Annotated in this window: 10 protein-coding genes; 7 read left to right on the top strand and 3 right to left on the bottom strand. The window is 69.0% G+C overall.

Annotated elements, in window-relative coordinates; all coding sequences use genetic code 11:
- Positions 1-28 precede the first annotated feature (28 nt).
- Entirely contained in the window at positions 29-2,329 is a 2,301-nt protein-coding gene (locus AC5WS8_RS01990; RefSeq protein ID WP_496101479.1) for an alpha-L-fucosidase, read from the bottom strand.
- 496 nt (positions 2,330-2,825) lie between these two features.
- Here AC5WS8_RS01990 and AC5WS8_RS01985 point away from each other — a divergent pair, with 496 nt between their 5' ends.
- From AC5WS8_RS01985 to AC5WS8_RS01955, 7 genes are all read left to right on the top strand, one after another.
- Positions 2,826-4,262 (top strand): RICIN domain-containing protein, encoded by a 1,437-nt coding sequence (locus tag AC5WS8_RS01985; RefSeq protein ID WP_496101478.1) that lies wholly within the window; start codon positions 2,826-2,828, stop codon positions 4,260-4,262.
- A gap of 434 nt (positions 4,263-4,696) precedes the next feature.
- Positions 4,697-5,743, top strand: coding sequence for a LacI family DNA-binding transcriptional regulator (locus AC5WS8_RS01980; protein WP_496101477.1), 1,047 nt, complete (start codon positions 4,697-4,699; stop codon positions 5,741-5,743).
- A gap of 172 nt (positions 5,744-5,915) precedes the next feature.
- Positions 5,916-7,163: a sugar ABC transporter substrate-binding protein gene (locus AC5WS8_RS01975; protein WP_496101476.1), complete on the top strand. Its 1,248-nt coding sequence runs from the start codon at positions 5,916-5,918 to the stop codon at positions 7,161-7,163.
- 21 nt (positions 7,164-7,184) lie between these two features.
- Complete coding sequence (locus AC5WS8_RS01970; RefSeq protein ID WP_496101475.1) at positions 7,185-8,168, top strand: carbohydrate ABC transporter permease; 984 nt, start codon at positions 7,185-7,187, stop codon at positions 8,166-8,168.
- Positions 8,165-8,989 carry a carbohydrate ABC transporter permease gene (locus AC5WS8_RS01965; RefSeq protein WP_496101474.1) on the top strand — a complete coding sequence of 275 codons (825 nt, stop codon included), beginning with the start codon at positions 8,165-8,167 and terminating at the stop codon, positions 8,987-8,989. Before AC5WS8_RS01970 ends, AC5WS8_RS01965 begins: the two co-directional genes overlap by 4 nt.
- Positions 8,990-9,071: 82 nt before the next feature.
- A complete protein-coding gene (locus tag AC5WS8_RS01960; protein WP_496101473.1) occupies positions 9,072-10,808 on the top strand; it encodes an amylo-alpha-1,6-glucosidase in 1,737 nt (578 codons plus the stop codon).
- 69 nt (positions 10,809-10,877) lie between these two features.
- The gene (locus AC5WS8_RS01955; RefSeq protein ID WP_496101472.1) at positions 10,878-12,731 is read left to right on the top strand and encodes an RICIN domain-containing protein; all 1,854 of its coding nucleotides are present in this window, start codon (positions 10,878-10,880) and stop codon (positions 12,729-12,731) included.
- 150 nt (positions 12,732-12,881) lie between these two features.
- On the opposite strand, the gene AC5WS8_RS01950 is transcribed toward AC5WS8_RS01955, so the two are convergent.
- Positions 12,882-14,630 (bottom strand): glycoside hydrolase family 6 protein, encoded by a 1,749-nt coding sequence (locus AC5WS8_RS01950; RefSeq protein WP_496101471.1) that lies wholly within the window; start codon positions 14,628-14,630, stop codon positions 12,882-12,884.
- A complete protein-coding gene (locus tag AC5WS8_RS01945; RefSeq protein ID WP_496101470.1) occupies positions 14,630-16,147 on the bottom strand; it encodes a cellulase family glycosylhydrolase in 1,518 nt (505 codons plus the stop codon). Before AC5WS8_RS01945 ends, AC5WS8_RS01950 begins: the two co-directional genes overlap by 1 nt.
- Positions 16,148-16,174 lie beyond the last annotated feature (27 nt).

Genomic DNA, 16,174 nt, shown 5'->3' with positions numbered 1-16,174 from the left:
CGGTGCGGCCCGGCCCCGTGGCCGCCGCTCAGAGGGCCACGAGTTGCCAGTCCTGGTTGGCGCCGCCGGTCGCGGGCCACTGGATGACCGTGGCGTTGTCCAGGGTGGAGGCGTCCTTGACGTCGGCGCACCACCCGTTGCGGACGTTGACGAGCCGGTAGTAGCCGCTGGTGGCCGAGGGGACCAGCTTCCACCACTGGTTGTCGCTGCTGCTGTCGGTCGCCTGGTCGAGGCCGGCGCCCTGGGTGGAACCGCTCGGACTCTGCAGGAGCTTGCCGCTCTTGACGCAGGCCGGCCGGTAGGAGCCGTCGGTGTTCGGCAGCAGCTTCCACTGCTGGTTGGTGCCGCCGTTCCAGGGCCACTGGATGATGGAGGCACCGTCGGCGGTCGAGCCGTTGGCGACGTCCATCACCTTGCCGCTGTTGCGGTTGACCAGCTTGAAGGTGCCCAGGTCCGCGGTGAAGGGCCGGTCGTAGACCTCCAGGTTGCGGATGGAGGCCCACACGCCGGAGGGCAGCCCGGTGACCGTGACCCGCACGTACCGCGCCTGCGCCCGGAACAGGGCGACCTGCACCTGGCTGGTGCCGGTCGTGGCCGTGTTGTCGACGAGGGTGGTCCAGGTGGTGTTGTCGGTGGAGCCCTCGATCCTGTACCGGTAGTTGGTGCTGTCCTTCTCCCACGCGATGCGGGTGCCGGTCAGGGAGCGGGTGGAGCCGAGGTCGACCTTGAGCCAGTGGCCGGTGTTGCCGTCGTTGGCGCACCAGCGGGTGGAGGTGGACCCGTCGACGGCGTTGGCGGCGTAGTTGCCCTTGGAGCTCTCCACGCTGTCGGCGGAGGCGGTCTTGCCGGCGGCTATGTCGGCCGGCTGGACGCTGCGGTCCAGCGTGACACCGACGACGCTGTCCTCGGGGTGGGTGGTGCGGTCGATGCCGCTGATGGCGATCCGGCCGTCGCTGCCGACCGTGTACGGCAGGTTGGTGCCGGACCGCACGTCGAAGACCCGGGTGACCTGGGCGTCCCCGACCGGCGGGGTGGTGAAGCCGGTGCCGCTGTAGCCGGGCAGGAGATGGATGTAGAAGGTGTTGTCCTTGCAGGTGTAGCCGTACTGGCCGTCCACGGGGTTCCACGGGCCGCCGCGGGTGCCGTAGACCGACTGGCCGCAGGCGGTCATGAAGGAGCCGATCTGGCGCAGCAGGCTCGCCTGGCCGGAGGGCACGGTGCCGTGCCGGTCCGGGCCGACGTTGACCATGACCGTCATGTTGCGGATCCAGGAGTTGACCAGGATGTTCACGGCGGTTCCGTAACTCATCACCTTGCCGTCGGAGTTGTAGCCCCAGGTGCTGCCGACGGTGAAGACCTTCTCGGTGACCTTGCCGGTGCGGAGGGAGCCGGTCGGCACCGAGGAGCCCTCCTCGCTGGCGTAGTCACCCATCCAGCCGGAGCGTGAGGTGGCGACGATGTCGGGCTGGTGCTTGCGCACCATGCCCATCAGCCCGAGCGGCTTGCCACTGGCGTCCGTCTCGCCGTAGGTGGAGTCCACCGGCCACTGGTTGGCGGTGTCCCGGTACTGGCCGGGCTCCCAGAAGAACGCGGCGTCGGCGTCGCTGCCCTGTTCCGCGATCCAACCGCCGTCCCACCACAGGTCGTCGATGACGCCGTACTGGGTGACGAGTTCCTTGATGGACTCGTACACCTCGGTCTTCATGATCCGCGCGTTCTCCTTGTGCGCGGGGTCGGTGGTGTACCCCCAGGGGTTGGTCGCGCAGTTGGTGCCGTACACGTCGTAGTACCCGGGGTAGCGCCAGTCGATCGGCGAGTAGTACAGGCCCACCTTCAGCCCGGCCGCCCGCACCGCCGCGACGTAGTCCTTGACGAAGTCACGGTTCAGCGGCGCCTGCCCGGAGTTCCAGCTGTTGGGGTGGTTCAGCGGCCACAGTGCGAACCCGTCGTGGTGACGTGTCGTCAGGGTCACGTACTTCGCCCCGAAGTCCTTGGCCAACTGCGCCCAGGCCGCGGGATCGTAGGCGTCCGCGGTGAACTGCTCACTCGTGGCGTCGGTGACGTACTTCTGGTAGTCGGCCGGCGTGATCGGAGCATTGTGCATCCACCACTCGCCCCTGGCCGGGCCCGAGTACACGCCCCAGTGGACGAACATGCCCAGCTTGGCGTCCTGCAGCCACTGGACCTTGGAGTCGGGCTGCTGCTCCACTCCCATGTCGGTCTTCGGGATCCGCAGGGGAGGGAGCGGCAGGGGGTCGGCCGTCGCGGCGTACGCGGGCGTCGCCACCGCGACGGAGCCGACTGCGGCCGCCGCCGTCATGGCCGCCATGCCGACGAGAACCGATCTACGTGAGAGGGATCGGGGCAACGTGGTTCCTCCTGTTCGATTGTCGACAGCCCGCCCGGAGCCGACGACGTCGGACCAGGCGGCGTCGCGGCCCGGCCGGTGGGTCGGGGGACCGGGAGAGTCCTGCTGTCCCTCCCTCTCCACCCACAACACATCGGATGGATTAACGGATACGCGACCTGTGTCTGTCCAGGCCTATGACGCAATTTCTTGCAAGCGCGGAGTCGATGCACGGCTGGGCTGCCTGGGGCAGAGGCTTACATCGGATGTATCGAGAACGTGTCTGACGTGCGAGTCTGAGAGCGGATCAGCTCGAGGCGTTGACGAGGCCGCTGACGCCGTCCTACCGTCCTCCAACCAGAAACGCACAGGTTCTAACATCTTCCGAGGCTTCCCCCTTGGATGCCACCCGCCTGTGATGAGTCGAACCCGCGCCGGTCCCTTCCCCTCGCGCCCGGCCCTCCACGGAGGAACCCCCATGCTCCGTCGTGTCTGCTTGCTTCTGTCGGCCGTACTCACAGGCGTGCTCGGGCTGCTGGTCACCGGCGCGCCCGCGCAGGCCGTCTCGGTCACCGTGACCAACGCGACCCAGTTCACCGACACCACCGGAGCCGTGGTCCACGCCCACGGCGGTGGTGTGATCAAGGTCGGCTCGTACTACTACTGGTTCGGCGAGAACCGCAACTCCGACAACTCCTTCCAGTACGTCTCGGTCTACCGGTCGACCGACCTGAAGTCCTGGGAGTTCCGCAACAACGTCCTCACCCGGAACAGTGCCGCCGAGCTGGCCTCCGCCAACATCGAGCGGCCGAAGGTGATCTACAACAGCGCCACCGGCAAGTACGTCATGTGGATGCACAAGGAACTGGCCACCGACTACACCCAGGCCCGGGTCGCCGTCGCGGTCTCGGACACGGTCGACGGCAACTACACCTACCTCGGCAGCTTCCGGCCGCTCGGCATCACCTCCCGCGACATGACCCTGTACCAGGACACCGACGGCTCGGCCTACCTGGTCTCGTCCGCCAACGAGAACGCCGACCTCGACATCTTCGGGCTCACCGCTGACTACACCGGCGTCGACAGCCTGGTCGCCAACCCCTGGCCCGGCACCTACCGCGAGGCGCCGGCGCTGTTCAAGCGGGGCGGCGTCTACTTCATGCTCACATCCGCCAACAGCGGCTGGAAGCCCAACCAGCAGCGGTACGCCACCGCGACGAGCCTCGCCGGCCCGTGGACGGCCATGACGGATGTCGGCAATGACACGGCCTACGGTTCCCAGACCGCCTTCGTCCTCCCCGTCCAGGGCGCCGCGGGCACCTCATACCTGTACATGGGCGACCGCTGGGGCAATTCCATGGGCGGCACGGTCGACGACTCTCAGTACGTCTGGCTGCCGCTGACGTTCCCGACCCGCACCACCATGGATCTGCCGTGGTACCCGCAGATCGCCATCGACACGGCGGCCGGAACGGTCACCGGCGTCGGCGGCGGCCCCGCCTACGACTTCGTCGCCCGGCACAGCGGCAGATGCGTCGACGTATCGGACAACTCCGCGGCCGACAGCGCGGTCATCGTTCAGTGGGACTGCAACGGCGGTCTCAACCAGCAGTGGCGGCTCACCGACGCGGGCGGCGGCTATGTCCAGGTCATCGCCGAGCACAGCGGCAAGTGCATGGACGTCACGGGCGCCGCGACGGCGGATGGCGCCTACGTGAACCAGTACCACTGCAACGGCGGCACCAACCAGCAGTGGCTGCTGCAGGACCAGGGCAACGGCTACTACCACCTGATCGCCCGGCACAGTGGCAAGTGTCTGGACGTGAAGGACGCCTCCACCGCCAACGGCACCCGCCTCATCCAGTGGACCTGCGGCACCGGCAGCAACCAGCAGTTCCAGAAGCGCGGCGCCTGACCGTCCGGGCTCCGTCCCGTACTCCGCCTCGGCGGCGCGCGAAAACCGTTTGGACGACAGACACCTCGGGGCCGGCCCGTCCACCGGCCGGCCCCGAGGTGCCTGCACGGTGTCGGCCGCACCACCCGGGCCGCGTCGCAGACCACACCGTCCACCTCTCCCGGCCGGACCACTTCATCGAACCGGTTCGACAATCCAGCAGCGGGGAACCCGGCCGGTAATCCCTCCCATACAGGGCTCTCCTCGGTTCTTCGGGGTTTCCTTCTGAGGCAAGGAAGTGGGTCAGGGGTGTTGACAGGGGTTGGGGCAGTTCCTACCGTCGCTTCACGCGAACCGGTTCGACAGCCGATCCTCGTGTCTCGTCCCATCCCGTCCTCACAACCGGCGGCGGTCCCTCCTCCGAGATGCCGAACCGGTTCGAGCAAGGAGTCGCCGTGAACATCGGTGAGATCGCCCGGCGGGCCGGTGTCTCGCGGAGCACCGTGTCCTACGCGCTCAGCGGCAAGCGTCCGGTCTCGGAGGAGACGCGCCGGAGGATCCAGCAGGTCGTCGACGAGCTGGGCTACCAGCCCAGTGCCAGTGCCCGCGCCCTGGCCAACGGCCGCACCAGCACGATCGGCCTGGTCTTCCCGCCGGCCGGGAACCACTACACCGGGATGCAGCTGGACTTCATCGGCAGCGTGGTGGAGGCCGCCGCGGTCTACGACTACGACGTGCTGCTGTCACCCAGCGGTGTGGACAGCGACCGTTCCTTCCAGCGGTTGCTGGGGGAGCGGCGGGTCGACGGCGCGATCCTCATGGAGATCAGGCTGGAGGACGACCGGGTCGATCACCTGGCCGCTCTGGACTTCCCCTCCGTCGCCATCGGCCGCACCGCCCGTCCGGAGGGCGACTGGTGGGTCGGCCTGGACCACACCGCGCTGGCGGCGGCGTGCGTCCACCACCTGGCGGATCTCGGCCACCGCCGGGTCGCCTTCGTCAACCGGCCCGAGCAGCTCCTACGGGCCGGGTACGAATCCGCGCACCGCGGCCTGGAGGGGTTCACGAAGGCCGCGGCCGAGCGCGGGCTGGCCGTGAGGACGTACTGCTGCGGGGACGACGCGGCCTCGGGCCAGGCCTGCGTGGAGCAGATCCTGTACGACGACCCGGCCACCACGGCCCTGGTCACGCTGAACGAAGCCGCCCTGGGCGGCCTCTACCGGGGGCTCGCCCAGGCCGGCCGCCACGTGCCGCGCGACTTCTCCGTCACCGGAGTCGTGGCCGCTCGCTGGGCGGAGACGGTGACCCCGCAGCTCACCGCGGCCGACGTGCCCGCAGCCGACATGGGCCGACTCGCCGTCGAGCTGCTGGTGGAGCGGCTCGACCACCCCGACGCGCCGCCCCGGCACCGCCTCCTCACGCCGCCCATCTCCCTGCGGGCCAGCACCGGGCCCGCAGGAGCCACGCCCACCGTGGCCACCGGGACCGTCAGGACACCCTGACCGCATCCCGCGGGTGACCCCCGCGCACCTTCCTCACCGCCGATCGCTCGAACCGCTCATGGATGTACGGCCTCGTCGGCCGGCGGGGGCGGTGGGCGCGGTCGTTCGGCGCGCCCGACCCCAGCAACCCCATGCCCTCGGCACCCGCATGCCAAAAACAAAGGAACCCACGATGAACAGCTCCTCCAGACGGCGCCGTCTGACCGCCGCAGCCCTGACCGCGCTGGCCGTGACCGCCGGCGCCACGGCCTGCTCCTCGGGATCGGGCAGCACCGATGCCAAGAGTGCCGGCAGCGGCACGTACACCATCTGGGACCCGTACCCGCAGTTCGACAAGAGCTCGCAGTGGGCGAAGCTGCTGGACGTCTGCGGCAAGAACGCCGGGGTGAAGATCAGGCGGACGGCGTTCGACACCAGCGACCTGACGAACAAGGAGCTGCTGGCGGCGCAGCAGGGCAGCTCCCCGGACGTGCTCATCGTCGACAACCCGGTGGTGTCGACCCTGGCGGAGGCCGGAGTGCTCACCACGACCAACGACACCAAGATCGACACCTCGAAGGTGGACCCCAACCTGCTCGCGGCCGGTCAGGCGGGCGGGAAGACGTACGGCACACCGATCGGAGCCAACACCCTCGCCCTGTACTACAACAAGAAGGTCCTCAAGGCCGCCGGCGTCGACGTCTCCTCGGTCAAGGACTGGAAGTCGCTGACGGCGGCGCTCGCCAAGACCACGCAGGCAGGGAAGAAGGGCATCACCTTCTCGGCGATCGGCACGGAGGAGGGCAGTTTCCAGTTCCTGCCGTGGTTCTGGGGCTCGGGTGCGAAGCTGACCCGGCTCGACTCGCCCGAGGGCGCCTCGGCGCTGTCGCTGTGGACGGACTGGCTGAGGAAGGGCTATGCCCCCAACTCGGTCATCAACAACACCCAGACCACCAGCTGGCAGGAGTTCGCGAGCGGCGACTACGCCTTCGCCGAGAACGGCACCTGGCAGCTCGCCAACGCCCGGAAGGCCGGCTTCGACTTCGGCGTCCTGCCCGTTCCCGGTGCCACGGGAGGCACCGCCGCGGCTCCGACCGGTGGCGAGTTCGTCACCGTCCCGGTGCAGAGCGACACCGGACGCTACGCCACCTCGCAGAAGCTGGTGTCCTGCCTGACCAGCGACACCAACCTCTACTACACCGACACCACACTGTCGTACGTGGCACCCACCGGCGCCGTCCAGGCCAAGCAGGTGGACGCCGACGCCGCGCTGAAGCCGTGGGTCGACGCGGTCAAGTCGGCCAAGGGGCGCACCAGCGACGACCTGGGCACCAAGTACCCCAAGATCTCCGAGCAGATGTGGAAGGCCGTCCAGTCCGCCCTCAGCGGGTCCAAGTCGCCCAAGGACGCGCTGGCCGCGGCCCAGTCCGCCGCCAAGTAGCCAGGACCGCCCGGACCGCAGATGAACCACACGACACAGCTGCCGGATCACCGGTCCGTGCACGCCCGGAACGGGGCGGACACCGCCGCCCCGTCTCCGGACCGCACCAGGACACGGCGCCGGCCCGTCTCCCCGCAGTGGGCCGCCTGGGGATTCCTCGCCCCGGTGACCCTCTACCTCGCCCTCTTCTACGCCTATCCGCTCTACCGCAACCTCGACCTGAGCCTGCGCAACTACACCGTCCGCTCCTTCGTGCAGGGCGACGCGCCGTTCACGGGCCTGGCCAATTACCGCAAGGTCTTCGCCGACCCGACGTTCGCCCCCGCCCTGCTCCACACCGCGGTCTTCACCGCCGTGTGCCTCGTCTTCCAGTACGCCATCGGGCTCGCCCTCGCGGTCTTCTTCAACCAGAACTTCCGGCTGTCGGCGACCCTGCGTGCCCTGTTCCTCGTACCGTGGTTGTTGCCGCTGATCGTCTCGGCCTCCACCTGGTCGTGGATGCTCAACAGCGAGTCGGGCGTCGTCAACGCCGCCCTGCACGCCTTCGGCATCGGCCCGGTGAACTGGCTGACCTCGCCGTCCTGGTCACTGACCTCCGTGATCATCGCGAACATCTGGATCGGCGTCCCCTTCAACCTGGTCGTGCTCCACAGCGGCCTGCAGTCCATCCCCCTGAGCCTGTACGAGGCGGCAGCGATCGACGGCGCCAACTCCTGGCAGCGCTTCTGGCGCGTCACCTTCCCCCTGCTGCGCCCGGTGTCCGCGATCACCCTCCTCCTGGGGCTGATCTACACGCTCAAGGTCTTCGACATCATCTGGATCATGACCAGGGGTGGCCCCGCGGACTCGTCCACCACCTTCGCCACCTGGTCCTACCGGCTCGGCTTCGGCAACCTCCTGCCCGCCTTCGGCCCCGGGGCCGCCGTCGGCAACCTACTCGTCGTCGCCGCACTGGTCTTCGGTCTGGTCTACGTCCGGGCCCAGAGAAAGCAGGCGCTCTCATGAGCCGAAACCGCAGGCGTACGTGGGTGAAGACGACGATCGGCGTCCTGCTGACCGCGAGCATGCTCTTCCCGGTCTACTGGATGTTCAACGTCTCCCTCACCCGCGACCAGGACATGCGCAAGAGCCCGCCGGACCTGCTGCCGATCCACGGCACCCTGGCCGGCTACCGCACCGTCCTCGACGAGCAGTTGCCCTACCTCGGCACCAGCCTCGTCATCGGCCTGGGCACCGTCGCCCTGACCGTCGCCCTGTCCGCCCCGGCCGGGTACGCGCTGGCCAAGCTGCGCCCGCGGGGCGGAGGCATCCTGGGCTTCGTCCTGCTGGCCGCCCAGATGATCCCCGGCATCATCATGGCGATGGGCTTCTACGCCATCTACCTGCGACTCGGCCTGCTCCAGTCCGTGCCCGGGCTGATCGTCGCCGACTCCACCCTGGCCGTTCCCTTCGGCGTCCTCATCTTCACCGCGTTCATGTCCGGCATCCCCGGCGAACTGCTCCAGGCCGCGAGGACCGACGGCGCCGGGCCGCTGCGCACGTTCTGGTCCATCGTCCTGCCGATCAGCCGCAACGCCGTCGTCACGGTGTCCCTGTTCGCCTTCCTGTGGTCCTGGTCCGACTTCGTCTTCGCCGGCACCCTGGTCAACGGCGGTGCCCACGAACCGATCACCCTCGGCATCTACCACTACATCGGCAACAACAACCAGCAGTGGAACGCCATCATGGCCACCGCCGTCGTGGCCTCGCTGCCGGCCGCGGTGATCCTCGTCCTCGCCCAGCGCTACGTCGCCGCCGGCGTGACCGCCGGCGCCGTCAAGGACTGAGTCCCCTCGACCCCGCCACGGCGGCCGAGCCGCTCGCGGGTCAGCCGGCCGTCGCCCCAGCTCCAGAAACGAGTCACGCCACATGACCGCCGCCCGACCCGGCCCGGCCTTCTCCGTCCACGACATCCCGTTCAGCACGTACGGATCATGGTTCGGCATATCGCCCGTGGTGGCCGAGAAGACGTACGCCGAGGACCTCCACCTCGTCTCGCACCAGAACGGCATGCACGGCGTCCTGCGCCTGGCCCCCCGGGACCCGGCGAGCGGCGACCGGGCCGACACCCGCGTCGAGGCGACACCGGGCCTGCTCAGCTGGATCGGCGTGAGCGGGCGCGCCGACCTGACCTACGAATCGCCGGACACCGTACGCCTGCGGGGAAGCGGTCTCGGCATCAGCGTCTTCGCCGCAGCACGGGCGCTCACACCGTTCAGCGGAACGTACTTCTTCCGCGACGCGGCAGCGGACGCGTACGTGTTCACGTCGTACGAGACGGGTCGCCGTTACCGCGTCACCGTGCTGTCCGGCACCGTCGCCGACACGGCCGGAGCCCAGGCACTGGGCGCCGCCGAGCGCGGTCTCGCCGTGACCGCGGAGGCGGACGGCTTCTGGGAGATCGCGATCGAGGAACTCGACACCTCCCGCCCTGCCTATGCGTCCTCGGCGACCTTCGACGACATCGTCGAGTCCGCACACCACTCGTTCGCGGACTTCGTCGACGCGGTGGCCCCCTGGCGCTCGACCTCCACACCGGCCGCCGAACTCGCCGCCTACGTCGTCTGGTCGGCAACCGTACGCCCGACCGGCCTGGTCACCCGGCCCGCCGTGCTGATGTCCAAGCACTGGATGGACAAGGTCTGGAGCTGGGACCACTGCTTCAACGCCCTGGCCCTGGCGCCCGGGCACCCCGAACTGGCCCTGGACCAGTTCGCCCTGCCCTTCGACCACCAGGACACCAGCGGCGCCCTGCCCGACTCGGTCACCCACTCGGAGGTCCTCTACAACTTCGTCAAACCGCCCATCCACGGCTGGGCCTTCGGCCTGCTCCGCCGCCGGCTGCCGACACCACCCGCGCACGCCGAACTGGCCGAGGCATACGACCGGCTGGAACGCTGGACCACCTTCTGGCTCACCGCGCGACGAGCCCCCGGCGCCGAACTGGCCCACTACCAGCACGGCAATGACAGCGGCTGGGACAATGCCACCACCTTCGACCCCGAGCGGGTCGTCGTCACCGCCGACCTCGCCGCGTTCCTCGTCCTCCAGCTGCGCGAACTCGCCTTTCTCGCGACGGAGTTGAGAAGACACGACGAGGCGCGACGGTGGACACGAGCGGCCGAGGAGACCCAGGCGGCGCTGTTCGACCAGCTCTGGACCGAAGACAGGTTCGTCGCCCGAAGTGCCGGCACCGGGGACACCTGGACCAGCTCCAGCCTCCTCGACCTGATGCCCGTCGTGCTGGGCGAGCACCTGCCCGACGACATCAGCGGCGCGCTGGCCGACCACATCGAGGCCCACCTGACGCCGTACGGCCTCGCCACCGAAATGACCACCTCGCCGCACTACCTCGCCGACGGCTACTGGCGCGGCCCCATCTGGGCCCCCGCCACCGTCCTCGTCGTGGACGGCCTGCGCCGCGCCGGCCATCACCGGCTGGCGGACGACATCAGCGCCCGCTTCCGCGCCCTGTGCGAGACCCACGGCTTCGCCGAGAACTTCGACGCCCTCACCGGAAGGGGACTGCGCGACCGCGCCTACACCTGGACCGCCAGCAGCTACCTCCTCCTCGCCGAGGCACACGCACACCGAGACGACCGCTGACCTGTCGCCTCCCTCACAGCCCCGGGACCGTTCGTGTCCCGGTCCGATCCCCCCGTTCAGGAGCCGCACATGAACCAGCACCGCGCACTGCCCAGACCAGGAACACCCACCGGACGCAAGGCGGTCTCATCCCTCGCCGTCCTCCTGGCCGCCTTGGCCACGACCCTGGTGCCCGCCGTCCCGTCGCACGCCGCCGACACCGGCGTCACCGTCGACTTCGCCACGGCCGGAGGCGCCCCCGCCTACCGCGCCTCGGGCATGATCTACGGAATGACCCCGGACGGGTCCCTTCCGCAAGACCACTTCTTCAAGGACATCAAGTGGCACTTCATGCGGGCCGGCGGCGCGCAGCTCAACAGCGGCGGCTACGCCACCAGCCTCGCCGACTACCGGACCCGCTGGAACTCGACCCTGGCCCAGTACAAGCGCACCGTCGCCCTCGGCGGCACCTTCGTGCTGTTGCCGCACGACCTGTGGGGCGCAGACGGTACGACCAGCCAGGGCTGGCCCGGTGACAACGGTGACTGGACGCAGTTCGACAACTTCGTCACGCAGCTGATCAATGACGTCAGAGCCAACAACATGACCGTCGAGTGGGACCTGTGGAACGAGCCCGACGGCAGCGGCTTCTGGGGTCGGTCCCAGGCCCAGTACCTGCAGATGTGGTCGCGGTTCCACGCCCGGGTGCGGGCGGCGTTCCCCGGCCGGCTCATCGTCGGTCCCAGCATCGCGGGCCAGCCGACCTCCTCCAACACCTGGTGGACCACGTATCTGAACTACGTCAAGGCCAACAACGTCGCCCCCGACATCTACAGCTGGCACGACGAACCCGCCGACCCCGTCCCGGGCGTGGCCAGCGCCAACTCCACTCTCTCCGCAGCGGGCCTGACCAACACCCGCCCGTACCAGATCAACGAGTACGGCGCGCTCTCGCAGCAGAACCCAGGTGGCGGCGCCTGGTTCATCGGCCGACTGGAGCGGGCCGGCGCCGACGGCCTGCGCGGCAACTGGGCCATGGGCACCGCCCTGCACGACGACGAGGCGAACCTGCTCACCAAGAACAGTTCCGGCCAGTACCTGCCGCTCGGCGAGTGGTTCATGTACCGCTACTACGGCTCGCAGACCGGCAACATCGTCAACTACATCCCCGGCACCAGCACCGACGGCCTCGCCACCAAGGACAACACCGCCAGGAACGCCAAGGTCCTGATCGGCAGCAACGGCAACACCGGCAACGTCACCGTCAACCTCACCGGCCTCAACACCACCTCGGTGGTGGAGAACGGCCAGGTCCGCGCCGTCCTGCAGCGTGTCCCCTACAACAACGGCGCCGCCGTCACCGGCCCGACCACCGTCTCGGACCAGATCCTCAACGTCGGCAACAACGCCGCCTCGGTGGCCGTTCCCTATACCAACGCCAAGGACGGGTACACCGTCACCCTGCTCCCGCCGTCCGACACCACCATCTCCACGGTCGCGGTGAGCGAGAACAGCGGTCAGTGCCTGGACGACACCAACCTCAGCACCGCCAACGGCACCCAGTACCAGCAGTACTACTGCGAGGGCGGCTACCAGCAGATGCTGGACTTCAAGCCGGTCGCCGGCCGGCCGAACACCTACACCATCGTCAACGAGCTCAGCGGCAAGTGCCTCGACGTCTCCGGCGCCTCCACCGCCGACGACGCCGCCGTCATCCAGTACACCTGCAACGGCCGGACCAACCAGATGTTCACCCTCAACCCCGTCACCGCACTCGGCAACAACCAGGACTACCAACTGGTCGCCGTCCACAGCGGCAAGTGCGTCGACGTCACCGGCATCTCCACTGAGCCGCGAGCCCTCATCCACCAGTGGACCTGCGACCCGGCCGGCGTCCTCAGCACCAAGAAGAACCAGATCTGGCGACTGCAGGGCAAGGTCTGACGGCCGCCGGATCCCGGACGTCCCCAAGACGCGCGACCGTCCGACCGGCCCCCGGCGGCGTCCCCGTGCCTGACAGCACACGCAGGAAACGGATCCGCCGGGGGCGGTCCCTGAAGTCCGGCCCCGGCGGGCGCTCACCGCGTCAGAGGGTTACGGCAGGGGCGGGTAGGCGTTCTGCATCAGCTGCTGGAACTGGGCGGAGAACCAGTGCCCGGCCAGCGGCGCGTCCGGCAGGGCGCCAGTGGGGTTGTCGCCGTTGCGGGCGTTGCCTCCGTACGTCGGGTCGCACATCCGGTCGAAGCCCTTGCCCTCGTCGTTGGAGACGGCGGAGCTGGAGCCGTCGGATTCCCCCGGCGGCTTGACCCACACGTAGGCGTCGATACCGGCGGCCGGGGCCGCGGTGGGCCGCTGTCCGAGTCCGGCGCCACTCTGGTTGCACCAGTTGCCGGCGTGGATGCGCCGGTCGATGCGGCTGCCGTTGACATAGTCGTCGACGGATGTCGTCGGACCGGGGCCGGTGGGCCTTGCCGAGCCGCCCCAGCCGTTGCGGGAGGTGTCGATCAGCATGCCTGTGCCGGAGTTGAACCCGGCCGCGACAAGCTTGTCCCGCAGCGCGAGCGCGAACGACTGCTCGTCCACGTACTGGTTCCAGTCGACCCACTTCGACTGGCGCACGGTCTGACCGTTCACCGTGTCGGTGACCTTGAAGTTCGGCTCCTTGGTGGGGCTGTAGTTGGCGGTGTTGACGATGAACCCGGCCACGTCGTCCACGCTCGCGCCGTTGGTCGTGGCGACCTTGGCGAACTCCTGCACGGCCGGGCCGAGGTTGCTGTCCCAGCCGAGCCAGCCGTGGTGGCCGGCGTCGATGTAGTTGTAGACGTTGGGGACGGCGCCGAGCTTGTCCAGGGCGTAGGAGACGCCCTTCTCGTAGTTGCCGTTGCTCTTCATGGTCACACAGGCGTCGGTGGTGGTGTTGGTGCCGCCTGCGTTGGTGACCAGGTTGGGCAGCGAGTCGGGCTCGATGACCGTGGCGATCCGCAGGCCCGCGTACTTCGGGTCGGACAGGATCGAGGCGATCGGGTCGATGTACTGGCTCTTGTACTTGTCGATGTCGTTCGGTCCGAGTTCGCCGTTGGAGGCGAGGGCCGCGCAGTCACGGCCCGGCAGGTCGTAGATGACCAGCTGGACGACCAGGTCGCCGGAGCCCTTCTGCTTCAGCGCCTCGTCCAGGTGGTCGCGCAGCCCCATGCCGCCGGCGACACCGTTGATCGTGGCGATCCGGTCCAGCCAGACGGCGGTGGGCTGGTTGGAGATGCGGCTGCCGCCCGGCTCGGCGGCGGCCCGGGCCGACCATTCCGGGTTCACGTACGCCTTGGCCCCGACGTAGGGGTTGTCGACGCGGCTGTCGGTGCCGCCGCCCGTTCCGCCGCCGGTGCCTCCCCCTGTTCCGCCGCCGGTGCCGCCGCCCGTTCCGCCGCCGTCGTCGACGTTGCAGGCGACCCCGTCGAGGGTGAAGGTGGTGGGGACGGCGTTGGTGCCGCTGTAGGAGCCGTTGAAGCCGAAGCTGACCGAACCGCCGCCGGGAAGCGAGCCGTTGTAGCTCTCGTTGACGGCAGTGACGTCGCCACCGCTCTGGCTGATCTTCGCGTTCCAACCGTTGGTGATCTTCTGGTTGCCGGCGTAGCTCCACTTCACCGACCAGGCCGACTTGGTCGCGTCGTTGTTGGTGACGGTGACGGCGGTGGTGAAGCCGGTGTCCCACTGGTTCTGCACCTTGTAGTCCACGGAGCAGGGGACCGAGGCGGCGGCCGCACCGGCCGGTGCGGTGAGGAGTGCCGTTCCCGATGTCCCGGCCAGCACGGCCAGGGCAGTGAGCAGTGACATTCTTGTACGATTCATCAGTGCGGGTTCCTTCGTGTGGGTGAGGGATCACGGGTCAGGGCGCGCAGGTGGTCGCGCAGCCCGGTGCCGTACGCGGTGGGTGTGCCGTCGAAGTTCGCGATCAGGGACGGCCCGGAGGAGCAGTCCCAGGTGTTCCAGGTCCAGCCGAGGTAGGACAGGTTCCGGTCGTCGAACCACTTCATGACCTGGTCGACGAACCCGTGCGAGCAGGTGTTCTCCCCGATCTCCCCGGCCACCAGCGGAACCTGGGCGGCAACGGGGGCGAGCGTGGAGTTCCAGCAGCTCTCGCTCGCGCAGGTGTTGAAGTTGTAGACGTGCCAGGCGGCGGCGAGATTGCCCGCCGGGTCGCTGGGCCTGTACGTCAGCCACTGGCTCAGGTCGTTGGAGTACGCGAGGCCGCCCGCCAGGATCACGTTCCTGGCGCCGGTGGAGCGTACGGCGTCGACGAGGTCCTGCATCCCGGCGACCTCGTACCCGATGCCCGGGCAGGTGCCTCCGTCCTTCCAGCACTTCCAGGCGGCCGCGACGGAGGAGGTCGCCCGGTCCGGATACGGCTCGTTGAACAGGTCGAACACCGGCGTCGGGTCGTCCTTGAAGGTGCTCGCCACCGAGGTCCAGAAGGCCGGGCTGTACTGCTGGTCCGGCATCGGCTTCTGGCAGGTGGCGTGCACGTCGGAGCAGCCCGCCGAGTTTCCGGTGTACCGGCCGTACGTCCAGTGCAGATCGAGGACCGGTGTCATGCCGTGCGCCTCGACACGGGCCACCAGGTCCTCGACGGCCTTGATGTAGTTCGCGCCCGCGTACTCCGGCTCGATGTCGGAAAGGCCCAGCCAGCACTCCTCGTTGAGCGGGATGCGGACCGCGTTCGCCTTCCAGTCGGCGATCGCCTTGATCGCCGCGTCGTCCACCGGGCCGTCCCAGATGCCACGGCCCTGGACGCACATGAACTCTCCGCCGGAGCGATTCACCCCGAGCAGTCGGCGGCTCCTGCCGTCGGCGTCCACCAGCTCGGTGCCGGAGACGTGCAGTGCGGGCGGGGTCCCGTCGGACGGGGGCGGATTGCTCGGTGGCGGGCTGGTGGGCGGCAGGGGCGGCTCCGATTCGACGTTGCAGACTGTGCCGTTGAGAGTGAACGCGATCGGCGCGGTGTTGCCGCGCGACCAGGTGCCGACGAAGCCGGCGGTGACGCTCGCACCGGTGGCCAGCGAGCCGTTCCAGCTCTCGTTGGCCGCGGTCACGGTGGTTCCGGACTGGGACCACTTGGCGTTCCAGCCCTGGGTGACCTTCTGGCCGCCGGTGAAGTCGAAGCCGAGCTGCCAACTGTTCACCGGGGCCTGGTTGTTTGTGATCTTCACCGAGCCCTGGAAGCCGCTGTCCCACTGGCCGGCGATGGAGTACTCCACCGTGCACGCGGGTGTGGATCCCTGGGCCGATACCGACGGCAGGACCGCGCTCGAGACGAGCGCGACCGCACCGGCGACGGCTGGGAGTAATGAACGAGGGGGGTGTCGCATGAGCGAGTCCTTGCAGCTTGGCGCGCC

Source organism: Streptomyces sp. PTL18, assembly GCF_059510295.1.
Note: the sequence above shows the minus strand (reverse complement) of the source record. Positions and strands in the feature narration are given on the sequence as shown.